16 protein-coding genes are annotated in these 21,810 nt (G+C 41.6%); 10 read left to right on the top strand and 6 right to left on the bottom strand.

Annotated elements, in window-relative coordinates:
* Window positions 1-93: 93 nt before the first annotated feature.
* Window positions 94-1,257, bottom strand: coding sequence for a PepSY-associated TM helix domain-containing protein (locus U3A58_RS14400; protein ID WP_323824431.1), 1,164 nt, complete (start codon window positions 1,255-1,257; stop codon window positions 94-96).
* A complete protein-coding gene (locus U3A58_RS14395) occupies window positions 1,257-3,635 on the bottom strand; it encodes a TonB-dependent receptor (protein ID WP_323824429.1) in 2,379 nt (792 codons plus the stop codon). The genes U3A58_RS14400 and U3A58_RS14395 overlap by 1 nt, the downstream gene beginning before the upstream one ends.
* A gap of 346 nt (window positions 3,636-3,981) precedes the next feature.
* Between U3A58_RS14395 and U3A58_RS14390 the strand changes: the two genes are divergently transcribed.
* Complete coding sequence (locus U3A58_RS14390; protein WP_323824427.1) at window positions 3,982-4,599, top strand: hypothetical protein; 618 nt, start codon at window positions 3,982-3,984, stop codon at window positions 4,597-4,599.
* Between the two features lie 39 nt (window positions 4,600-4,638).
* On the opposite strand, the gene U3A58_RS14385 is transcribed toward U3A58_RS14390, so the two are convergent.
* Complete coding sequence (locus U3A58_RS14385) at window positions 4,639-4,929, bottom strand: STAS-like domain-containing protein (RefSeq protein WP_323824425.1); 291 nt, start codon at window positions 4,927-4,929, stop codon at window positions 4,639-4,641.
* A 611-nt stretch (window positions 4,930-5,540) separates the two neighbouring features.
* Here U3A58_RS14385 and U3A58_RS14380 point away from each other — a divergent pair.
* The 9 genes from U3A58_RS14380 (at window position 5,541) to U3A58_RS14340 (ending at window position 19,212) form a co-directional block, all read left to right on the top strand.
* Window positions 5,541-6,908: a purple acid phosphatase family protein gene (locus U3A58_RS14380; RefSeq protein WP_323824423.1), complete on the top strand. Its 1,368-nt coding sequence runs from the start codon at window positions 5,541-5,543 to the stop codon at window positions 6,906-6,908.
* Window positions 6,909-7,127: 219 nt separating this feature from the next.
* On the top strand, window positions 7,128-12,104 hold the full coding sequence (locus U3A58_RS14375; RefSeq protein WP_323824421.1) for a translocation/assembly module TamB domain-containing protein: 4,977 nt from the start codon (window positions 7,128-7,130) through the stop codon (window positions 12,102-12,104).
* A complete protein-coding gene (gene tamL, locus U3A58_RS14370; RefSeq protein WP_323824419.1) occupies window positions 12,094-14,388 on the top strand; it encodes a translocation and assembly module lipoprotein TamL in 2,295 nt (764 codons plus the stop codon). Before U3A58_RS14375 ends, tamL begins: the two co-directional genes overlap by 11 nt.
* 154 nt (window positions 14,389-14,542) lie before the next feature.
* The gene (locus tag U3A58_RS14365; protein ID WP_323824417.1) at window positions 14,543-15,445 is read left to right on the top strand and encodes a J domain-containing protein; all 903 of its coding nucleotides are present in this window, start codon (window positions 14,543-14,545) and stop codon (window positions 15,443-15,445) included.
* A gap of 1 nt (window position 15,446) precedes the next feature.
* On the top strand, window positions 15,447-15,749 hold the full coding sequence (locus tag U3A58_RS14360) for a chaperone modulator CbpM (RefSeq protein ID WP_323824415.1): 303 nt from the start codon (window positions 15,447-15,449) through the stop codon (window positions 15,747-15,749).
* 21 nt (window positions 15,750-15,770) lie between these two features.
* Entirely contained in the window at window positions 15,771-16,229 is a 459-nt protein-coding gene (locus U3A58_RS14355; protein ID WP_323824413.1) for a DinB family protein, read from the top strand.
* 17 nt (window positions 16,230-16,246) lie between these two features.
* Entirely contained in the window at window positions 16,247-16,738 is a 492-nt protein-coding gene (locus U3A58_RS14350; RefSeq protein WP_323824411.1) for a VOC family protein, read from the top strand.
* A 50-nt stretch (window positions 16,739-16,788) separates the two neighbouring features.
* Entirely contained in the window at window positions 16,789-17,988 is a 1,200-nt protein-coding gene (locus U3A58_RS14345) for a class I SAM-dependent methyltransferase (RefSeq protein ID WP_323824409.1), read from the top strand.
* Window positions 17,989-18,105: 117 nt separating this feature from the next.
* Window positions 18,106-19,212 carry an acyltransferase family protein gene (locus tag U3A58_RS14340; protein ID WP_323824407.1) on the top strand — a complete coding sequence of 369 codons (1,107 nt, stop codon included), beginning with the start codon at window positions 18,106-18,108 and terminating at the stop codon, window positions 19,210-19,212.
* 69 nt (window positions 19,213-19,281) lie between these two features.
* Here U3A58_RS14340 and U3A58_RS14335 read toward each other — a convergent pair whose 3' ends face one another.
* The 3 genes from U3A58_RS14335 to U3A58_RS14325 all read right to left on the bottom strand — a co-directional run bounded on the left by U3A58_RS14335 (window position 19,282) and on the right by U3A58_RS14325 (window position 21,805).
* Window positions 19,282-19,818: a pyridoxamine 5'-phosphate oxidase family protein gene (locus U3A58_RS14335; RefSeq protein WP_323824405.1), complete on the bottom strand. Its 537-nt coding sequence runs from the start codon at window positions 19,816-19,818 to the stop codon at window positions 19,282-19,284.
* 279 nt (window positions 19,819-20,097) lie between these two features.
* Window positions 20,098-20,973, bottom strand: a complete 876-nt coding sequence (cysM, locus tag U3A58_RS14330) for a cysteine synthase CysM (RefSeq protein WP_323824403.1) — start codon at window positions 20,971-20,973, stop codon at window positions 20,098-20,100.
* Entirely contained in the window at window positions 20,960-21,805 is an 846-nt protein-coding gene (locus tag U3A58_RS14325; protein ID WP_323824401.1) for a serine O-acetyltransferase, read from the bottom strand. The genes cysM and U3A58_RS14325 overlap by 14 nt, the downstream gene beginning before the upstream one ends.
* Between the last annotated feature and the right edge of the window lie 5 nt (window positions 21,806-21,810).

Below are 21,810 nucleotides of genomic sequence, written 5' to 3'. Positions count from 1 at the left end.
ACTCCGGTTGCCGCAATAACTTCTGGATTAAAATGAAGAAAGGCTTCAAAACCTTATAACCTTTCCACCTTTAACCTTTAACCTTTAAAGAGTTTACGCCTTAGTCAGCTCCCTCTTTTCCTTGATCTGATTAACTGACTTCTTCTCCTTATTTCTTCTCCCCCACCAGATCAAAAATCCGGTAATTGGCAATGACGCAATAATTGCACTTAGGCAAAAAGCCAAAATCTTACCCGGTAAGCCGGCGATCGCTCCCACGTGAACATCGTAATTCATCCGCATGATTTTCTGGGCTACAGTAGCTTCCTCAAATCGGTTATAAAAATGCTCCACAGGGAGTTCTTCCAGTGTATTCTGATCAAAATAGCGATAGTCAGCTTTCCAATAAGTCGATGCATCGGGATTCGCATTGGCCGCAATAGCAGCTCCTTCGAAGTCGGGGGTATGAACTTCTATCCAATCAGCATTGGGATATTCCGCATTCATTTTCATCCAGACTGCATCCAATGCAGAGATTTCCCCATGGTAAGTTTGTGTAGAATCTGAAACTGGGTTGTAGTACTCTACAAATTTATCACCTCCCGAAGCTACAAAATACACTCCATCTCTAAACCACAAAAAGCCCCAAACCAAGCCGGTCACTGCGAAAACCAAGGCAAAAGTCATCACATAAAACCCTAGCACCTGGTGTAGGTCATAGTTCTTTCTTCTCCATCTCGAAGACCATTTGATCTTCAGACTCTGATTTAGATTCTTCTTTTTCTTTGGCCACCAAAGGATCATACCAGAGATCACCATAAAAAGGAAAACCAAGGTAAATGAAGCTACCACAGGCTGACCAATCTCAGGAGGAAGCCAGAGATAAAAATGTCCGTCCAAAACGATTCGGAAAAAATCCGCGTATTCATCCTTGAGCTGGAGTAATTCCCCACTGTAGGGATTAATATAGGCGATTTGGTAGTGATCATTTCCTTCGCCATAGCTGAAAAATATGGCTTGGGCGGATTTCTCTCTGGTGGGATAAAGTATCGCATGAAGATGCCCTTCCGGAAAAGCTTCTTGGGCAATTTTACTGATTTTGCTCGGAGCCAAAACAGCCCTTTCCTGCGGCTCAACAGATAAGAAAGGATAGGTCAACTCTTTGATTTCTGCCTGAAACGCATAGATACAACCTGTGACAGCCACTATAAGCACCACTAGCCCGGACGAAAGTCCAAGCCAGAGGTGAATTTTTCCAATCGATTTTCTTAAACTCATCAGAATCTATAATTGAGACTTAAAGAAGCGTTTCTTAAATTCTGAGGTGTCACGGTGGACCACCCAGAGTAATACTTTTGATCCGTCAGGTTGTTTACTTTTAGAGCCAAGAAATACTTCGAGCCGGTGTAAGTAAGTGAAGCATTAAACACCTGATAAGCAGGAAGTGCAAATGCCCCAATATTTGCTCTATTCATAGTTAAATATTCGCTTGCAGTATTGCCGCCAAACCCTAGCCCGAGGCCTTTCAAACCACCTGCTGAGAAGGAATAACTTGCCCAGAAATTAAACAAGTTCTCTGGTCCCGCTTCCTCAGGGCGAAGGCCTAGGTAGCCACTTTCAGGGTAATCTTCAGTCACTTCAGCGTCATTTTTACTAAAGCCCGCCACTAAATTCAATCCTACAATCGGCTCGGCGATCAGGCTGAATTCAAACCCTTTACTCACTACTTCACCACCTTGGATGGAGTGGTTGATATTAGTTGGATCAGTCATCAAACGATTAGACACGGTGATAGTATAGTAGCTGGCCGTTGCCGATATTTTGTCTTTATACAGGTTGGTCTTCACACCGAACTCATATTGGTTAGCTTTCTCTGGATCAAAAGTTTTTAATCTAGTATTAGTCCCATCAGCATCACTTACATTGGCTGGAGCGATATTCACAAAGCCATTCATATAGTTACCGAAGATGGAAACTTTGTCTTTTACGGGCTGATAAACGAGCCCGAATTTCGGCGATACAGCTGTTTGTGTATTTGCTTCAGAGTCCGATCCCCAGGCTTCATTCTTGAAATTATCAATTCTCACACTTGCCATAGCAGAAAGCTTCGGTAGCAATTCGATCACATCAGACACATAAGCACTCACGATTCGCGTATTCCCTGTAGTATTTCCTTCAAAAGTACCTTTCAACAGCTCATCTACTCCAGCCTGAGTCAATATACCCGTGTCAGCGCCATCAGAGAGCGTCACTACTCCATTCCCGACCCAGCCAGAGCTGCTATTCAACATATCTGCATCATAATAATCCAATCCCACGATCATCTTGTTTCGCATGGAACCCAACTTGAAGTCACCGATGAAGTTTTGCTGAATATCAGTGGTCAAGGTCTGCGCGTTGCGATCTGAAATATATCGGTAGAATGAGTCTCCGTCACTGCCATCAAATAGGTAGTGGTAATATCCGTCAGATTTAGTGGAACTTCTGGATACAACTGTCTGGGATGTCCAGCTATTCGAAAGCTTGTAGAAAGCCTGCGCCTGAAGTGCATAAGAAGTATTATTGATACTCAACTCACTTCCTGTAAATGATTTCTCATAGTTTTGCTCAAAAAGATCAATAGATGAGAAAGTCAGCGGATTGTTTCTATTCAAGAAAATCATCGGTGCATTTACAGAATTTGAATTCAAAAATTCCGTATTGATCAAAAAGGTCAGGCGCTCACTTGCTTCAAATTTAAAAGATGGGGCGATGAAAAAGGAATTTCTCCCACCAGCATCTTGGAACGTATTGTTTGACTGATAAGCAGTATTGACACGCATAGAAGCAGTTTCATTCAATGGGACATTTACATCTGCTGTCAGGCGGTTTAGGCCGTAGCTACCTGTAATGAATCCGACTTCACCTTTAAAAATATCACTTGGGCGCTTGGTAGTGATATTGATCAGACCTCCATAAGAAATCACAGAGCTACCATATAGTGTCCCTGAAGGCCCTTTGATCACGTCCACACTTTCCACATTTGCAGGATCAAGACCGCCGTTATTCAGGCTTGGCATGCCGTTTACCATGGTTGGTTGCACCGCAAAACCCCGCATAGAATAATATTCTGCCCCGTCGCCTCCACGTCCGGTCGATTCCCAACGTCGTGTGACACCAGTCGCATTTTTAAGAGCGTCATTCATAGTGGTCACAACTTGCTCTTTTAGCAGTTTCTGCGAAATAGAATTGTAAACCTGGGGATTCTGTAGGTCCGTAAGTGGCAGTTTAGCTATTGTGAAATTGCTGTCTGAATAAAATCTGTTTGCAGCCTGATCTGTTACGATGACTTCCGACAGATCCGTGGAGCTTTCTGCCAAAATAAAGTTTACAGAAAGCGTCTCGCCAGCATTGAGCTGTATGTTCTTTTCCTGCTTTTCGATTCCTACAAAAGATGCATACACTGTATAGTAGCCCGGTGTGACATTTTTGATTTCAAAGAAGCCATTTCTATCGGTCGCATTTCCTTTAGCGAGGCCTTTGATTCCGACATGAACAAACTCCATCGGCTGCTCATCCGAGGTAGTTACAAATCCTTTGATGCTGGCAGACTGTGCAAAAGCTGCAAAAATACAAAGGCAAAATAGGGAGGTTAGGAGTAAAATTCTACGATTCATCTTGGTTTGGTTTTCAAATATTTCTCAAACCTATTAATTAGATTAATTCTAAACAAGCCTTATTTAGAATTAATCTAATATTAAAGTAAAAAAATATATTCAGCTTAATTCTACGTTCTGCTAAGCTGCCAGTAAGCCTCACTTCCTAACACAATTCCGCCAGATTTGCTGTGGCAATGGGAGAATGTAACCGAAGAAATGAATAAATTTAAACGCTATAGAAATCACATGAAATCGAGCATGACTCAAGCGTCACACACTGGGATGATTATCTACCATGCGAGATTCCATCCCGTTTCCTTCGTCACGGGACAGGTTATGGCCGTTAAAAGGCAATTATAATCATATGAAAAACCTGTCTCGCTATTTCCTACTAGCTATTTCTGTCTTTTTAGGATTTACCTTTTGGGGTTCAGGTATGGCCAAATTGTTCTTTGAACATAGATTCTTTGGATGGATTGGTCCGGTTTGGCTGATCGAAAGACTGGAACCTTATGGGCTGGGGCTCTATGGGAAATTCATCGCCTTCAGTCAAATCACCATTGGATACCTGCTGCTGACCCTGCGCTACAAACTTATAGGCAGCATTATGATGCTTCCCCTGATTGGGAATATTCTGATGGTGACCATTTCTTTGCAATGGCAAGGAACACCTTATGTTTTGGCATTTCTGCTTCTCTTGGATCTGATTATACTTTGGCAGTACCGGGACTTTTTCAGGCCACTGATCGACGAGGGGAAAAGCTGTTATACTATCAAACCGCGCAATATCCGCACTAGGAATGGACACCTTGTGTGGCTCTCAGGTCTCGGGCTACAGTTCTTTTCCATTCAGGTTTCGTATTGGAATTGGATGACAGCCTGTGTGATAGTGGTGATTGGCCTAGTACTTTCTGGGTTAAGTTTTAATCTGGAAAAAAATGTGATCAAAAAGACCTGGAAAAATCAAAAAAATCCCCATTAGTACATTACCTTTTTTTACAAGTCTGAAAAACAAATTACCCTAAGCTTTGGCTCCTGAGCGAAAGCCCTGAATATAATGCTTAAGCATACTTGCCTGTGTATGTGTAACCTCAGCAGGTTTAACTAGAGAAAGAAAATCATCCAAACCCATTTCATCAATCAGAGAACCAAATGAAGAATTTAGAAAGGATGTGGAAGGAGGAGACGCGCCAAGAAATGACAACTGAATTACCTCTCCATCTTTCAACTTATTCTTGAGCACCAAATAAAGGGAGTACCCAGCTGCATTAGAATAGGTGTCTGAGACTATGTCTGTTAGGAGAATTTTCATGGGATGCAAAATTAGATTATTTGATTACCAATCCAAAAAATCTACGGTTTCAATGTGACTTAAGTTATCAACTTTGATGGAGATCTCTATCACTGTTCCCACAAAATTTTGAATAGGATTAATGAAAAATTGATTGCCAGAAACCCCACTTTGCATTTTGACTTCTCCTTAGAATAATTTCCATTGTCCTTTGTTTGCAGTAACAAAGGATGAAATAGTATCCAGTCCCTTACCTGCATTGTAGGGTTTGGATTGAGTGGTCTTATTAATTTTTAGAGCCCATTCCACAGCGTCAATTTGTGAAAGCTTACTTAGACAATGATCTGTCAAATACTTATTGACTGTAAAAGGAATACCAAAGCCTAAATCAGCTACAACTAGTATAATGATTCTATGACGAGGATAATACTGACAAAAAACATAAGCATCAATAGAAGATTTGGCCTAAAAAAGAATTTTCAAAAACCTTATTTAAGCAGAAAATAAGACATTTAACAGTATTTATTGCTAACTATACTCAGGATTATTTAAAGATTCCTTAATAGAATAATTCAAAAAAATGAGCTTTTAACGACTACATTACTGGTACATTTCCACAAAACTTCCATAGGATGAACACTGCATTTAAAATAACTTTTGCCACGCTATTTTTACTTTCACTTACCGCCAATCTCTTTGCCCAAAAATTCCTTCCAACGGAATTCCCTGACCGGGTCGTGCTTACTTGGTCGGATGATCCTATGACTACCCAAACTGTGACCTGGAGAACTTCCGCTGACGTGAAGGATTCAAAGGCACAGTTTATCCTAGCTCCTAATACACCAATTTATCTCGACAGCGTAAAGACTTTTGAAGCTAAAACAGAGTTTCTGGATGTGGACAGTGTGCAGGCAAATTATCATTCGGTGACTTTCCCTAATCTGCTGTCAGCTACCACTTATGCCTATAGAGTGGGCAATGAAGGGACTTGGTCAGAATGGTTTCAGTTTACCACTGCTCCTGAAAAAGGCACTCCCTTTTCTTTTATCTATTTTGGTGATGCGCAGAACAACCTCAAGTCTCAGTGGTCTAGAATTATCAGACAGGCCTATTCCAATTTGCCAAAAGCTGCATTCATGCTACATGCAGGTGATTTGATCAACAGTACCCAATCCGATTCAGAATGGGGAGAATGGAATTATGCTGGTTCATTTATTAATGCAATGATCCCGAGTATCGCCACTCCTGGCAACCATGAATATGATAGCGAAGAAGATGGTGCTTTAGTGCTGGATTACCACTGGCAGAAACAATTTACGCTTCCTGAAAATGGCCCTGAGGAATTCTCAGAGACAGTCTATTACATAGATTACTCAGATGTAAGAATAATTTCGCTGAACTCGCAAGAGATAGTTGTGAATGAAAACGCCATGGCTACCCAAAAAACATGGCTGGAAAAAGTACTTTCAGAAAACCCCCAAAAGTGGACTATCATTACTTTTCATCATCCAATTTATTCTACGGGAACTGGACGTGACAACAAGGAATTTCGAGAAGCTTTCAAGCCTATTTTTGACAAATATAAAGTTGATCTTGTGCTTCAAGGACACGATCATTCTTATGGTAGAGGAAGGAATCTACCTTCTGGAGTAGCCAATCAAGACCCATCCGCCCAAGGACCAGTATATGTCGTCTCGGTGAGCGGGCCAAAAATGTACAATCTCACTTTTGACAAATGGATGGATCGGGCAGCCTCCAACACCCAACTATATCAATTAATCAGCATAGAAGGCAATCGACTCAGCTATGGCTCCTATACCGCCAAGGGTGATTTATACGATGGTTTTGACCTTATCAAAGCAGAAGGCAAGCCAAAGGTATTCATCGATAGAGCTGACAAAGCCATTCAAGAAGCTATTGAATTGACACCGGGATCTGACCAAAAAATGACCCCTGAAGAAATGGCTGATTACATGCGCACTTACAAAAAAGGCCAATGATCTGCGGCCGTCCAAACACATTACTTTAACAAAATACAGCGTTTCAAGTTTAAAGAGTAAACACGTAAATTGTAAACTGGCTGATTTATTGCTGAATAATTAGTTTACAGATAAGTACCTTTACTGCCAGTACACTAAACGCTCATATTCATTAAACACTTTTTTGCCAAATCTCTAAAGATTCTGGGTATTGCGATCACCATAATTTTGGTGATTGCTGTGGCTCTGATTCTATTCATACGTAGCCCTTGGGGTCAGGGGATCATTGTGAACAAAGCCACCAGCTATGTTTCTAGCAAAACAAAAACAGAAGTATCAATAAAGCGTCTTTTTATTACTTTTTCAGGCAATATTTACCTGGAAGATTTATACTTGGAAGACACAAATGGGGATACCTTAGTTTATTCTAAAAACCTCGAAGCCGGAGTGGCTTTTGCCCCACTGCTCACCACTGGGAATATCAATATAACTAAGATAGATTGGGAAGGTGTGGTGGCTCGCGTGAGTCGGAGTGCTTCCACCGAGAAATTCAACTTTGAGTTTTTGATTGAGGCATTTACTTCCCAACCTGCGGATTCTACGCAAGTTGCAATGGATACCACAACTTCAGACCCGATAACGATACATCTTTCACCAATTTCCCTTCGAGATGTTGACATCACTTACCTCGATGAGGTGATGGGGATTGATGCCTCTATCATTCTTGGAGAGTTGGACATGACGATACCAGGTTTGGGCTTGGAAAAGTATGCTTTTGATGTCAAAAAAGTAGTCCTACAAAATACTCAAATCAAGTATCGCCAAACCAAGCCCTTTCCTCCTGCTGAAGAATCTAAAGAGGAAACCCCACTTCCATTCCTGAATGTGGATGAGCTCAGGCTTTCCAATGTCTCAGCCGATTACATCAGTATTCCAGACGGTCAGGAAGCTCGTCTTCGTATAGGGAATTTACTGGTAGAACTCCCTAAAGCAGATCTGCAATCACAGACAATACTCCTCACCACTCTCTCATTAGACAAGTCATCAATTCTATTCCATGACTTCTCCACTACTCCTTCAAGTGAGTCTACCAGCACAGGCGCTGATACCCCATTCGAATGGCCAGCTTGGGACATAAAGGTTCACAAAATATCCATTGACTCCACCGATATCGAGTATAAGTCCGCAAATATTCCAATCAAGAAAGGGAGCTTTAATCCAGAGGCAATTGCCATCTCAAACTTGACTTTTGATGCCGAAGATTTATTTCTAAAAGATGAAAAAGCCGGAGCAAATCTACGGGAGTTTCATTTCCTAGAGGGTAGTGGTTTTGAGCTGAAAGAATTCCAATTCAACTTTGAAGCAGGAGACAACTCTGCCAGTTTGGAGAATCTTTTACTTGCTACTAATCGAAGCAAATTGGATGCGGCCATTGCTGTTCAATATCCTTCCATCCAAGCACTCATCGACGATTACGCAAGCCTCAAGTTTGATTTGACGGTGAACGAATCCAAATTGGACATTCGCGACAGCTATTTCTTTGACCCTACAATAGCTCAGGACACACTCTTCCGAGAGCTGGCAAAAGACCCGATTTTACTGGATTTAGTAGCAGGAGGAGATCTGAAATCAATGAATATTTCCAGTCTGAATCTTCACTGGGGTAAAAGCATTCTCAATGCTAATGGAAAGGTTCAAAACCCCCTGGATGTGGATCTGCTTGCATTTGATTTCCCGGATATGAATCTCCAGACAAATAGAGAAACGCTTGAGAAATTTGTTAAGGAAGGAGATTACGGAGTACATTTTCCAGAACAAATCAACCTAAAAGCAAGTGCGAGCGGGATGATCGATGATCTTGTGGCCAATCTGAAGCTTGATACGGATATGGGTAACATCGTTCTGGACGGGGCTTACCAAAATAACGGAAAGCTTGCCTTTGACGCAGACCTCAAAGTAATTCAACTACAGCTGGGAAATCTGCTGAAGCAACCGGAACTGGATACACTGTCCTTTCAAATCGCAGCCAAAGCTTCTGGTTCCAGTATCAATGATTTGAATGCTGAACTTTCCTCCACCTTTGAGCGACTCAGGCTTTACGGTTCAGACTATTCTGGATTGAAGCTTGAAGGCAAATTAGTCGATGGATCAGGGAATCTACAAGCAGGCTTAAACTCAGAGTTTTTGGATTTTAAGTTGCTTACCAAAGTGGATCTGGATTCAATTAATTCACAAATAGACGTCAACCTGGATCTGCAAGGGGCTGATTTTTATGCACTTGGTCTGACCGCAAAAAACTCTCGGGCGAGGCTCAAACTAGACGCACAATTCAAAGGAAATCCAGATGAGTTTGACCTCAAAGCACTGTTGCAAGATGGTATTTTATTGTATGACGAAAGAAACTACCCCATCGGTGAACTGGCAATGGATGCGAGTGTACGCGAGGATTCCACCAGCGTGGATCTTACCAGTAAAATAGTGAACGGCTATGTCCGAACTAATACCAATCCTGTTGATTTGGCGACAGCCATTTCTAGGCATTTCCGCCAATACATAGCCAAAGCTGATTCCGTTTATCCGACTGCTGAGCGAAACATAGTAATGAATATGGACTTAAAAATTTCTGACGATCCATTGCTGAGTGAGGTGTTTTTGCAAGGCTTGGAACAATTAGATTCGGCAAGAATTCGGGCAGATTATTTTCAGGAAATAGACTCACTGACAGCCGACATTGACTTCCCATACATCAATTACACAGGAACAGAAGTGGATAGTTTGGGACTAAGAATTCGCTCAAACAAAGAGGAACTGAGGATGTATGTAGGTTTTCAGGAGTTAACTTCTGGCCCCTTAGCCATCGGCAAAACATTCATGACGGGGCAACTGGCTGACTCCAGACTGTATTTTGATTTTCACTCATTCGAAGAGGAGAAGCGCACCTATCATGTCTCTTCAGATATCGGCTTGGTTGGAGATACAATTAGCTATCATGTCTCATCCATTGACCTTTTGCTCAAAGGAGAGGAATGGACGGTTCCTGAGAAAAACATGGTAAATTATTCTGGCGAAAGCCTAGAATTCAAGGATTTCAAATTCACCAAAGGCAATCAGGAAATCTCCATTGTCAATAATGTAGAAGGATTTACAGATGAAAATATAGCGCTCCTATTTAGAGACTTCAGACTATCCACGATTACTAGCTTATTAAATCCTGAGGAGATCCTAGCTGGCGGAAGGATGGATGGCCGCTTGGTGGTAGAAAATCCTTTTGGAGCGACCGGACTTATGGGGGAGCTTAAAGTGGACAGTCTGAAAATAGTGAATGTGCCACTCGGAAATCTGAATCTCCAGGCTACAGCAAAGAGTCTCGGAAATTATATTTTTACACTCGGATTAAAAGAGGGTGGATTTGATTTGGATCTTAATGGAGATTTTGTTGCGAACGATGCTGGAGGAGATTTTGACTTAAAGCTCGATCTGAATAAGATCGAAATGGAAAAAATTGCCGCACTTTCTCAAGATCAAATCCTTGATGCATCAGGATATCTCTCTGGTACAATAACTGCCAATGGCACTACAGCCAAACCTGTATACACTGGTGAACTACAGTTTCATGAAACTTCATTCGTCCCTTCCCAGCTCAATACAAAATATCTACTCTCCGATGAAACAATCAAGGTGGATAATGCTGGGGTGTATTTCGACCAATTTACCATCAGAGATGTAGCTAATAATACTTTTACCATAGATGGAATTGTAGGTACAGAAAGCTATCTCAACCCAACATTTGATTTGAACCTTACTGCCAAAAACTTCATGGCAGTGAACTCCACAGATAAAGAGAATGATTTGATTTTTGGAAAAGCGAGTATTGATGCCGATGTCTCTATCCAGGGGGATCTGGTACTTCCAGTGATCAACGCAAAACTAAGTATCAAAGACAATACAGACCTGACTGTGATAGTGCCAGAATCAGAACTTGACCTAGTGGAAAGACAAGGAGTGGTATTATTCGTGAACAAAGAAAACCCTGACGACATCCTGACCCGTCAGTCCGAAGAAACCACCTCTGCTTTTTCAGGATTTGATATTCAAGCACGGCTACAAGCAGACCCAAAGGCACTTTTCACCATCGTGATAGATCCATCCACAGGCGACAACCTTCAGATAGGAGGTAATGCAGATCTTCAGATGGATATCAACCCAAATGGTAGGATTACTTTGAGCGGGAATTATGAGATCTCAAATGGGCATTATGAAATGTCTCTTTACAATCTTGTCAGCAGGAAATTTGACATTAACCCTGGCAGTAGAATAACCTGGAATGGCGACCCAATGGATGCAAACTTGGACATTCGTGCCATCTATAAAGTCGAAACCGCCGCCTCAGAACTGATGTCGGCACAACTTACAGGGAGCAATAATGACACGCAAACCCAATATAAGCAGCAGCTTCCTTTCTTAGTTTATTTGAATGTATCAGGGGAATTGCTCAGACCGGAAATCTCTTTTACGCTGGATATGCCTGAGAATCAGCGTGGTGCTTTTGGAGGCAATGTATATTCTCGGGTGCTACAGATCAATGAACAGGAAGATGAACTGAACAAGCAAGTATTTTCCCTGCTTGTGCTCAATAGATTTTTCCCTTCTTCAGGAAGTGATGGTTCCAACGGCGGTGCCGAAGCAATCGCTAGGAACTCAGTGAGCCAGGTGCTTACTGATCAAATGAATGCCTTGTCTAGCAGACTATTTGGCGATAGCGGGTTTCAGGTGGGATTTGATGTGGATAGTTACCAGGACTACCAATCCGGAAGTGCACAAAACCGCACTGACTTAAACATCAATGCCCAAAAGACTCTTTTCAATGACCGTTTGGTAGTGCAAGTGGGTAGCCAAGTTGACTTGGAAGGCAGTACTCAAGATTCCGAGCAGGCTAATTCCATTTTGGCAAATATCAGTTTTGAATACCTGCTCACTGAGGATGGTCGATGGAGAATCAGAGCCTTCCGAAAGAATCAATTTGAAAGTATCATCGATGGACAGCTAGTCATCACTGGAGGAGGATTGATTTTCAATCGAGAGTTCAATGATTTTTCGGAATTATGGAATGGGCCTATGGCACCGGAAGATCAACAAAAGACCAATCCAACTGATGACTCAGATAATCAGGACAAAAAGAAAAAAAGCGTCAAAGAATCAGATGAAAATGAGGATTAAAGGATTCATATCAATTATTTATTTATTTCTACTTGCAGTGACACTAGGCTGCAATGTGAAAAAGTACATTCCGGAAAATGAATTTTTGTACAAAGGAGCTAAGCTGAACATCCAAACTGAAGCTGAAATCCAGGGGCTTGATCTTGCAAAGGAAGAGCTGGAAGGACTACTCCGACCAGAACCCAACTCCAAAATATTAGGAATGTACATTGGGCTTTGGGCGCATTACAAGGGCACCAAGGAGAAGCCAGGATTTATCAATCGCTTTTTGAATAAAAAAATTGGAGAACAACCCGTTTATTTTAGTCAAGTAACTCCGAACCGTACCGAAGACCTAATTTTAAACAGACTGGAAAATAGGGGATTCTTCTATAGTACGATCCACTCTGAAGTTACGCGTGGGGGGAAGTTTGCCGAGGTAGCTTATACTGCTGTGATTTCCGAACCCTACAAACTCGCCGGGATAGAGGTGGAGCGGGATAGCCTGGAAATTGACAAAGAGATCATCGCACTGATGAAAGAAACAGCCCTTGATTCAGGAAGTCGCTTTGACTTAAACAGGTTGAATTATGAAAGGGAGAGAATTGATTCTGCCCTTAAAGAAAAAGGTTATTATAATTTCAACAGTGATTACCTCATCTTCGAAGCAGACACCAATATCTCAGATAGTGCCCGCCTCTTCAAGCTTTATTTACGGCTAAAAACCAACGTACCGAAAAATGGGATCATTCCTTATACTGTGGACTCCATTAATGTATTTCCTAACTATTCTATCACTGAGAATGCCGAGAAAATCGATACGGTGTACCTAGACGGTAAGCAATACATTCAGAGCGGTGAGGTGTTCAAACCAACACTCTTAAATGAGTATATATTGATCGAAAAAGATAAGCTATACAATCCGAAATTGTCCCGCCTATCCAGTAATCGCCTCAGCTCGATTGGAAATTACAAGTTTGTCAATTTACGGTATGAAGAATTACCTTCTTCTGATTCTCTCGGTCATCTTAAGGCGGAATTCTACCTATCGCCCATGACCAAAAGGTCAGTAAGAGCAGAATTGCTGGCCGTGTCCAAATCCAACAACTTTGCTGGGCCCGCTTTGAATTTGCTTTATAGAAATCGAAACTTATTCCAAGGAGGAGAAACGTTGAATTTGACAGGAAGGGTGGGTTACGAATTCCAGGTTGCGGGCGGGGAAGCTAGAAAAGGGCTTCGATCTTTGGAGCTTGGATTAGGTGCTGATTTGATTTTTCCACGGGTAATCTTCTTTGTCCCAATCAAAGATAAATTCAGTTATTCAGTTCCGAAAACTAAAATGGGGATAAGTGCAGAATACTTGAGTCGAGGTGGTCTTTACCGCCTTAATTCACTTTCTGGCAAGTATGGGTACTTCTGGAACGCCAATCGGTTTGCCTACCACGAGATCAATCCAATCAACCTCAGTGTCGTAAATCTCAGCAAAACTTCTCCCGAATTTGACCAGATTTTGGATGACAACCCATTCCTCAAACGAAGCTTCGAACAGAATTTCATCGCCGGCATTAATTACACCTTCAATTATAATAAGCTGAATGACAGATTCCGCACCCATGGGTATTTCCTTGGCTTGGGTCTTGATTTCGCTGGGAATACACTCCACCTCCTAGACAAATTATCAGCAAAGGATGATGGTCAATTTTTAGGATTAGAATATGCCCAATATGGCAAAATGGATCTGGATCTGCGGTATCATTGGAACATAGACAAAAACCAAGCAATCGCTACGCGTTTATTTGCTGGTTTTGGGTTTCCTTTTGGCAATTCTTCCTCTCTTCCCTACATCAAGCAGTACTTTTCCGGTGGACCTAATAGTGTGAGAGCCTTCCGAATCCGATCGATAGGCCCAGGTACATATCGGCCAGCAGATTTTGATATCAACTCATACTTTGACCAATCTGGTGATGTCCGAATCGAGGGAAATATTGAATACAGGTTCCCGATTGTATCCTTACTGAAAGGAGCCTTGTTTATGGATGCAGGCAATGTCTGGCTGATGAATGAAAATGAAGCTTTGCCTGGAGGCAAATTCACCTCCTCCTGGTGGCATGAATTAGCAGTGGGTACAGGTGCAGGCTTGAGGGTAGATATTCAGTTTTTTGTGATTCGTTTTGATGTAGCCACGCCATTGCGTATTCCTTATTTGCCGGAAGAGGAGCGCTGGGGTAATAGCTTTGATATAGGTAGCAAAACCTGGAGAAAGGAAAATCTGATCTTCAATTTTGCAATCGGATATCCTTTCTAGCTTTGAGGATGAGGTGAAGGATTTGACGCTTGAGTTTGCTGAAATGACCAAATTCGTCAGGGTATCTTTTACATTCTCAGTATATTGATGGCAAGAAAAACAAATACGAATTTCTACCACTATTTTTCTACTAAAAATAATTCCACTACGGATTATGGCATTTATAGATTATTACAGCGTACTAGGCGTAGACAAGAATGCTACTGAAGCAGATATCAAAAAAGCATATCGAAAGCAAGCTAGAAAGTACCACCCTGATGTAAATCCTGACGACAAGAATGCTGCGCTAAAATTCACAGAAGTAAGTGAAGCGAATGAAGTGCTCAGCGATCCAGAAAAACGCAAAAAATACGATAAGTACGGCAAAGATTGGAAGCATGCAGATCAATTCGAGCAAGCAGGAGCGGGAAGACAACAACGAAGCCAAGGCAATCCTAATCCGGGATATAGTGGAGAAGGTTTTGGAGGAGCGGATTACTCAGACTTTTTTGAATCCATGTTTGGCGGTACAAGCGGTGGATTTCGACAAGGAGGCCGTAACTCCAAATTTAAGGGCCAGGACTTCAATGCCCAGCTAGAGCTAGACATACGCGATGCATACAAAACACACAAACAGGTGCTCACTGTCAATGGTGAACATATCCGCCTAACCATCGCATCGGGTATTGAAGATGGACAGACAATCAAAATCAAAGGCAAGGGCGCACCGGGAATGAACGGCGGGCCAAACGGTGATTTGTACATCAAGTTTGTGATCAAAAACACGACTAAATTTCAGAGGGAAGGCGATAACCTCTATTCTTCAGTAGAACTGGATCTCTATACTGCAATGCTCGGTGGAGAGGTAGTAGCGGACACTTTTGACGGAAAAGTCAAACTCAAAGTCGCTCCAGAAACTCAAAACGGAACTAAGGTAAAACTCAAAGGAAAAGGATTCCCAGTCTATAAAAAAGAAGGCGAGTTCGGGGACTTGGTTATCACCTATTCAATCAAAAACCCTGCGAGGCTGACTACAGAAGAGAAAAAGTTATTTGCAGAACTCCAAAAACTACGATAAGATGGCACAGCAAGAATTGATATTAATTGAGACGCTATGTACACATTATGAAATAGAAGTGTCATTTGTGGATTCCCTTTCCAGTTTGGGGTTGATCGAGATACAGACCATAGAGCAGACGAGGTTTATACCTGAAGCAAAAATCTCTGATTTGGAGAAAATGATCAGAATCCATCAGGATCTTGAAGTCAACCCAGAAGGCATAGACGTGATATTCAATTTGCTTCGCAAAGTAGATGACTTAACAAGTGAATTAGCAGCCACCAAAAACCGGCTGAAGCGATACGAGCTTGAACATAAATAAACAAACTACAAAAGGAAACCTATGAAAACTAACTTCCATATCTGGAAAAACAACCGCGCCATTTACTACAAGTTCCTAGAGCATAATTCGTTAGATCGACTGAATAAAATCCCTACAGGATTTAACAATAACCTGATTTGGAATATTGGACATGTCATTGTAGTACAGCAGCGCTTGGTGTATGGGCTTTCAAGTCTCTCCCTCAATCTGCCCGATGAGCTTTTTGAGAAATATAAACCCGGGACCAGGCCGGAGTCAAATGAACCTCAGGAGACAGTGGCATTATTCAAAGAGCTTTTGATATCCCCAATTGACCAAACTATCAGGGATTTTGAATCTGGGAAATTCGCCACGTACAACGAACTCACCACCTCTAAAGGCTTCCGGCTTACTAGTGCAGCAGATGCGATCACCTTCAATAATTATCATGAAGCACTGCATTTAGGCTGCATGGTAAGTCTTTTAAAATTTCTCAACTAACTTCAACCATTGCTATCATGAATCGGCTAACACTTTCCGCAGCAGCACTTTTCATGTCCTTTAGTCTGGGGTTTTCCTTAAATTCTTACATCAATTCGAAACCTACCAAGGCAAAGGCCGACATAAACCTCAGGGATATGAAATTAGGGGCATTCTCTATCAGCCTCAGTGTCAAAGATCTTGATACCTCTAAGAAATTCTATAAAAACCTCGGATTCACTCAATTTGGAGGGGCTATGGAAAGCAATTACTTAATCATGAAAAATGAAAATGCACTCATTGGATTGTTTCAAGGTATGTTTGAAGACAATATGCTGACTTTCAACCCTGGCTGGGATGAGAATGCAAATGAAATTGAAGGATTTCAGGATGTGAGAAAAATCCAGCAGCATCTCAAATCCGCTGAAATAGAAATCATCAACGCGGCGGATGAGAACAGCACTGGGCCAGCTAGCTTTTTAGTCAAAGATCCAGATGGAAATATGCTTCTTTTTGATCAACATTTATAAGCAATATTTCCCGCACAATTCATCACATTTATTCCACACCAAATACGCCTATGAATAAGTCAAGTATCGCAGAAATCCGCGAAAGATTCGATAACGATGTAGAACGATTTTCAAACCTTGATACCGGTCAAGTAGCTACCATCGACGCCAGCATCTCTTTAGAGCTTCTTACTGAAGCAGCAAAACGCCTAGTGCCTACTGCCGAGTCACTCTTGGACGTTGGCTGTGGAGCCGGGAATTATTCGCTGATGATGCTTTCCAAATTGCCAGCGCTCAACTGCTCATTGGTAGATCTGAGTGGTAAAATGCTCGAAAAAGCGATGGAACGCGTCTCTGCAGATACCACTGGGAAAGTAGCAGCATTCCAAGGTGATATTAGAGATGTTTGGCTTCCTGAGGCAAGTTTCGACATTATCTTAGCAGGAGCAGTTTTGCACCATTTACGTGAGGATGAAGATTGGGAAAGGACTTTCGAAAAGCTCTATAAGCTTCTCAAACCTGGAGGATGTCTCATGATTTCCGATTTGATTACCCAAGACACCGACTTGCTCAATGAATATACTTGGGAACGATATGGTGATTATCTAGAAGATATAGGTGGAAAAGAATACCGCGAAAAAGTCCTCGCCTATGTAGCAAAGGAAGATTCTCCAAGATCCATGAACTTCCAATTGGATCTGATGAAAAAAGTAGGCTTTTGCAAAGTGGAAATTTTACACAAAAATATGTGCTTCGGAGCTTTTGGAGGAATCAAAGAGAAAGCTGGCCAGGATATCCCGGAAGAAGATGCCGAAAACATGAAGATTATCCTTGATTTCCTACAAGAAATTGGCCTCCCAACTAAATTACAACACCTCGAAAACACCTTCCTCCCTGGTGTGAAAATCGATCAGGGAGTGCTGCTATATGATCCTGAAAAGTTATTATACCCAGGAGACTTACTTCATGAAGCTGGACACATTGCCCTGATGACTGAAGAAGAACGAAAAACTATAGTCGGAAACGTCAAAGAATATAGAGCTCCAGCCCAAGACGATGAATTGGCAGTGATGCTCTGGACCTATGCTGCATTGAAGCATTTGAACCTAAAGCCTGAAGTCGTATTTCATCCTGATGGATATAAAGGAGACTCCGAAATGCTGATTACTAGTTATGAAAATGGTGAATACAAGGGATTGCCACTTTTGGTATGGATGCATTTATGTGAGTCTTCAGAATTCCCACAAATGAAAAAATGGATTAGAGGGTAATGAAATTCATAATCGACAAACTAGCCTGACAACGTATAGTATAATTCCTGTCAACAGAGTATTTTACATTCTCATTTTTTCTACCTTAGAAAAACCACTGACTTTAAACCCAAACCAATGAGTGAGCTGAAGCTCTCTGGCCAAAACAGGCTAGTTTCCCTAGATGTATTCCGTGGATTGACAATGTTTTTACTGGTAGCAGAAGCTGCGTCGGTTTACCACACCTTACTTGAGGCTAATCCTGAGGGAACATTCCTTAATGATTTTTTTATTCAATTCACACATCATCCTTGGAATGGACTCAGGTTCTGGGACTTGATTCAGCCCTTTTTTATGTTTATAGTAGGAGTTGCCATGCCTTTTTCATTGAATAAAAGAATGTCCATCGTCGGTGATCGAGGTAAAGTAACCCGTCACATTCTGAAGCGATGTCTACTGCTTTTTCTCTTTGGCACTGGACTTCATTGTGTGTATGCGGGAGAATTGGTCTTTGAGCTTTGGAATGTCTTGACTCAATTATCTTTCACCATTTTGGTTACCTATTTCTTACTGAATAGATCGTGGAAAGTCCAATTAGGGGTTTCGGTAGGTTTGCTTGCATTGACAGAAATCATGTATAGACTCTACAACCCTGAAGTTCCTTACGAGCATGGGACTAACTTTGGGAATTATGTAGATCAGATTCTGATGGGGAAAATCAATAATGGAGGATGGGTAGCAATCAACTGTATTCCTACCGCGGCCCATACGATCTGGGGAGCAATCTGTGGGAATATACTTTTATCCTCCAAGTCTGAAAAAGAAAAGATCAAGATCTTGGTACTAGCAGGTTTAGTTGCCTTAGCCATTGGCTATGGGCTTGATCTAGCAGGGATCACTCCTATTGTCAAACGAATCAGCACAACTGCATTTGCATTTGCATCTGGAAGCTGGGCAATTCTGGCCTTGGCTTTTTCCTTCTGGCTAGTGGATGTCAAAAAGAAAAATTCATGGGTTTTCCCTTTTGTGATTGTGGGGATGAATTCCATATTCATTTATCTCTTTGCTGAGGCTCTAGGACATCGCTGGTTATATGGATTTATTGAGATTTTTAGCGGGGGAATATTACACGCTATTGGCATAGGAGAGCTCGCAGTTGCAATCATTACCTCGTTCTTGACTTTGGGAGCCATGTGGTATTTATGTTATTTCCTTTACAAGCAAAAAATCTTCTTCAGGATTTGAGAAAATAGTGAGCTAAAAAAAATGTGACCCAGTTTCCTGGATCACATAATGAACTTCAAAGTGCCCCAACTACACTTTTAAAGTTCCTTCAATGGAATCATCCATTGCTTTGCCTGATATTGCACTGATCAATACCTTAATTCCTGCGACAGTATTGCCATGTTTATTGTCCCAATAATATCCACTATCAGGAATAAACTGAATCACAGAGATCCTTGGATCATCTTTTCCCTCAGGAAACCAAGCTTTGACAGTTGGATCCCAGAGTTCCTCTATTTTTGCCTGGTCATCCGTACTGATCGCATGACCGTTCAACTCAAGGAAGTCTGAGTTGGACGAGCCTTGGAAATACAAGGTCACATCAGTATCAGCCGCGATTTCCATATTCTTCAAGCTATCCTTTGCACTTAGAAACCAGATATTGCCAGCTTCATCTGTCTTCTGCACAGACATTGGTCGTGATTTATGAGAATTGTTTAAGCTGGTGGAAGTCACAAAAAAGCAAGACCCTGACTTGTCAATCAATTCACGGATTTTCTTAACCGCTTTCTGACCTGAAAGATTTTCTCTAGTATGCTCATCTTGATTTTCAATAATCGAGTTCATAGAATAGTTGGTTTAAAATTTCACAATGAATTCCTTAAAACTGGATTCTTATGAAATGATGCAAATGGATTGCCGAAGGAGAAATAGAAGTTGAAAAATCCATTTCAGCCAAATAAAATAGTCTTAAACAGCTTGGCGGGGATATTATACGATTATATCCTTTTTGCCCAAAAAATCAATCCCCTCCTAAAGTAAGACACTTTTACCAGAATCGGGGAAATAGATTCCTAAAAATTCCAATCGAAAAATTTAGAACACAGACTTAGAAATGAGCTGGTATCAACCAAATAGGTCTGAGCTGAGGTACCTATCTCCACGGTCGCAAGTAATGCAAACAATTGTGCCGTTTTCTAAGGAGTTAGAAAGTTCTATAGCAGCATGCAATGCTCCACCACTACTCATACCCGCAAGAATACCCTCTTCTCTAGCCATTCTTCGGGTCATCTCTGTAGCCTGCTGCTCACTTACATCTATCACTTGATCTACTCTACTTGGATCAAAAATCTTAGGCAAAAATTCAGGAGACCATCTTCTGATTCCCGGAATACTGGATCCGTCGGTAGGTTGTGTACCCACAATTTGAATATCGGGGTTTCGTTCCTTCAAGTATTTAGAAACGCCCATGATCGTACCTGTCGTGCCCATAGCAGACACAAAATGTGAAATCTCACCATCTGTATCTTCCCATATTTCCGGGCCAGTGGTCTTATAATGGGCTAGGTAATTATCTGGATTGCCAAACTGATCAAGCATGAAGTAACCTTCTTTGCTCATCTGCTCAGCCAGCGTTCTCGAATATTCTATGGTCTTCGCGGCTGGAGTTAATATCACTTCTGCACCGTATGCCTCCATAGAGATCACCCGCTCTTTGGTGGAATTATCGGGCATAATTAAGGTCATTTCGAATCCGAGAACTTTAGCTACCATCGCTAAGGCAATTCCGGTGTTTCCACTTGTTGCTTCTACCAGCTTATCCCCTGATTTTATTTCACCACGATCCATGGCACTTCTTAGCATGTTATATGCTGCCCGATCTTTTACACTTCCTCCTGGGTTTTGACCTTCCAGTTTACAGAAAATCTTAACTTTTGGGTTTATCGGAATATGATCTAATTGTATCAGTGGTGTGTTTCCTATTAGTTCAAATAGCTTCATCTTGATCATTTTTGAAAACGTACATGTCTGTCACAGCAGAATCTGAGTGGTACATTTGAGTTTGGTAATAGACTTTACTTCTTGCTGCTACACTTTTAGTAAGCCACACATTTCCTCCTATTACACTGCCTTTTCCAATAACAGTGCTACCTCCCAAAATAGTGGCTCCGGAGTAAATCACCACCTCATCTTCAATAGTAGGATGCCTTTTATTATCTGCATCAGCTTTATCCACACTCAAGGCACCAAGAGTTACTCCCTGATAAATCTTCACATGATTACCTATAATGGTGGTCTCGCCGATTACTACTCCAGTGCCGTGATCTATGCAGAAATACTGGCCAATGACAGCTCCAGGATGAATGTCAATTCCTGTACGACTATGAGCAAACTCAGTGATCATTCGAGGAATCAACCTCACCCCTTGCCTATGTAAAGAATGTGCTATTCTGTAGGCTGCTATCGCGTAAAATCCGGGGTAACTTCTGAGGATCTCCGTTCTAGATTTAGCCGCTGGATCCCCTTCAAACATCGCATCAACATCTTGATGTATCCAATCAAAGACGTGCTCAAGATTAAGAAAAAAGGCATCTGCTATTTTAGAGCCCACCCCACTATGCAAGTGAGGATTGCGCTCCAGAATAGAAGACAGGTTATCCTTCAATTTTATGAGGGCAAATTCTATCTGTGATTTATCCCGTATTTTCTCAACTGTATATTCAGGAAATAGCAAGCCGAGCACATCCTCAAAAAACTGCTGAATCACTTTAGGTGAAGGACATTCTGAGCAATCTTGGTGTGCTTTGTATATTTTTGAAACAAAAGATTCCATGAATA

The sequence above is a fragment of the Algoriphagus persicinus genome (assembly GCF_035156415.1).
GTDB lineage: Bacteria > Bacteroidota > Bacteroidia > Cytophagales > Cyclobacteriaceae > Algoriphagus > Algoriphagus persicinus.
Note: the sequence above shows the minus strand (reverse complement) of the source record. Positions and strands in the feature narration are given on the sequence as shown.

Bases quoted from the DNA above. Each gene is read 5' to 3' on its own strand.
- U3A58_RS14355 (WP_323824413.1), top strand. From the start codon at position 15,771: ATGAAAACTAACTTCCATATCTGGAAAAACAACCGCGCCATTTACTAC.
- U3A58_RS14365 (WP_323824417.1), top strand. From the start codon at position 14,543: ATGGCATTTATAGATTATTACAGCGTACTAGGCGTAGACAAGAATGCT.
- tamL (WP_323824419.1), top strand. From the start codon at position 12,094: ATGAGGATTAAAGGATTCATATCAATTATTTATTTATTTCTACTTGCA.
- cysM (WP_323824403.1), bottom strand. From the start codon at position 20,973: ATGAAGCTATTTGAACTAATAGGAAACACACCACTGATACAATTAGAT.
- U3A58_RS14380 (WP_323824423.1), top strand. From the start codon at position 5,541: ATGAACACTGCATTTAAAATAACTTTTGCCACGCTATTTTTACTTTCA.
- U3A58_RS14395 (WP_323824429.1), bottom strand. From the start codon at position 3,635: ATGAATCGTAGAATTTTACTCCTAACCTCCCTATTTTGCCTTTGTATT.
- U3A58_RS14325 (WP_323824401.1), bottom strand. From the start codon at position 21,805: ATGGAATCTTTTGTTTCAAAAATATACAAAGCACACCAAGATTGCTCA.
- U3A58_RS14340 (WP_323824407.1), top strand. From the start codon at position 18,106: ATGAGTGAGCTGAAGCTCTCTGGCCAAAACAGGCTAGTTTCCCTAGAT.
- U3A58_RS14390 (WP_323824427.1), top strand. From the start codon at position 3,982: ATGAAAAACCTGTCTCGCTATTTCCTACTAGCTATTTCTGTCTTTTTA.
- U3A58_RS14335 (WP_323824405.1), bottom strand. From the start codon at position 19,818: ATGAACTCGATTATTGAAAATCAAGATGAGCATACTAGAGAAAATCTT.
- U3A58_RS14385 (WP_323824425.1), bottom strand. From the start codon at position 4,929: ATGAAAATTCTCCTAACAGACATAGTCTCAGACACCTATTCTAATGCA.
- U3A58_RS14345 (WP_323824409.1), top strand. From the start codon at position 16,789: ATGAATAAGTCAAGTATCGCAGAAATCCGCGAAAGATTCGATAACGAT.
- U3A58_RS14350 (WP_323824411.1), top strand. From the start codon at position 16,247: ATGAATCGGCTAACACTTTCCGCAGCAGCACTTTTCATGTCCTTTAGT.
- U3A58_RS14400 (WP_323824431.1), bottom strand. From the start codon at position 1,257: ATGAGTTTAAGAAAATCGATTGGAAAAATTCACCTCTGGCTTGGACTT.
- U3A58_RS14360 (WP_323824415.1), top strand. From the start codon at position 15,447: ATGGCACAGCAAGAATTGATATTAATTGAGACGCTATGTACACATTAT.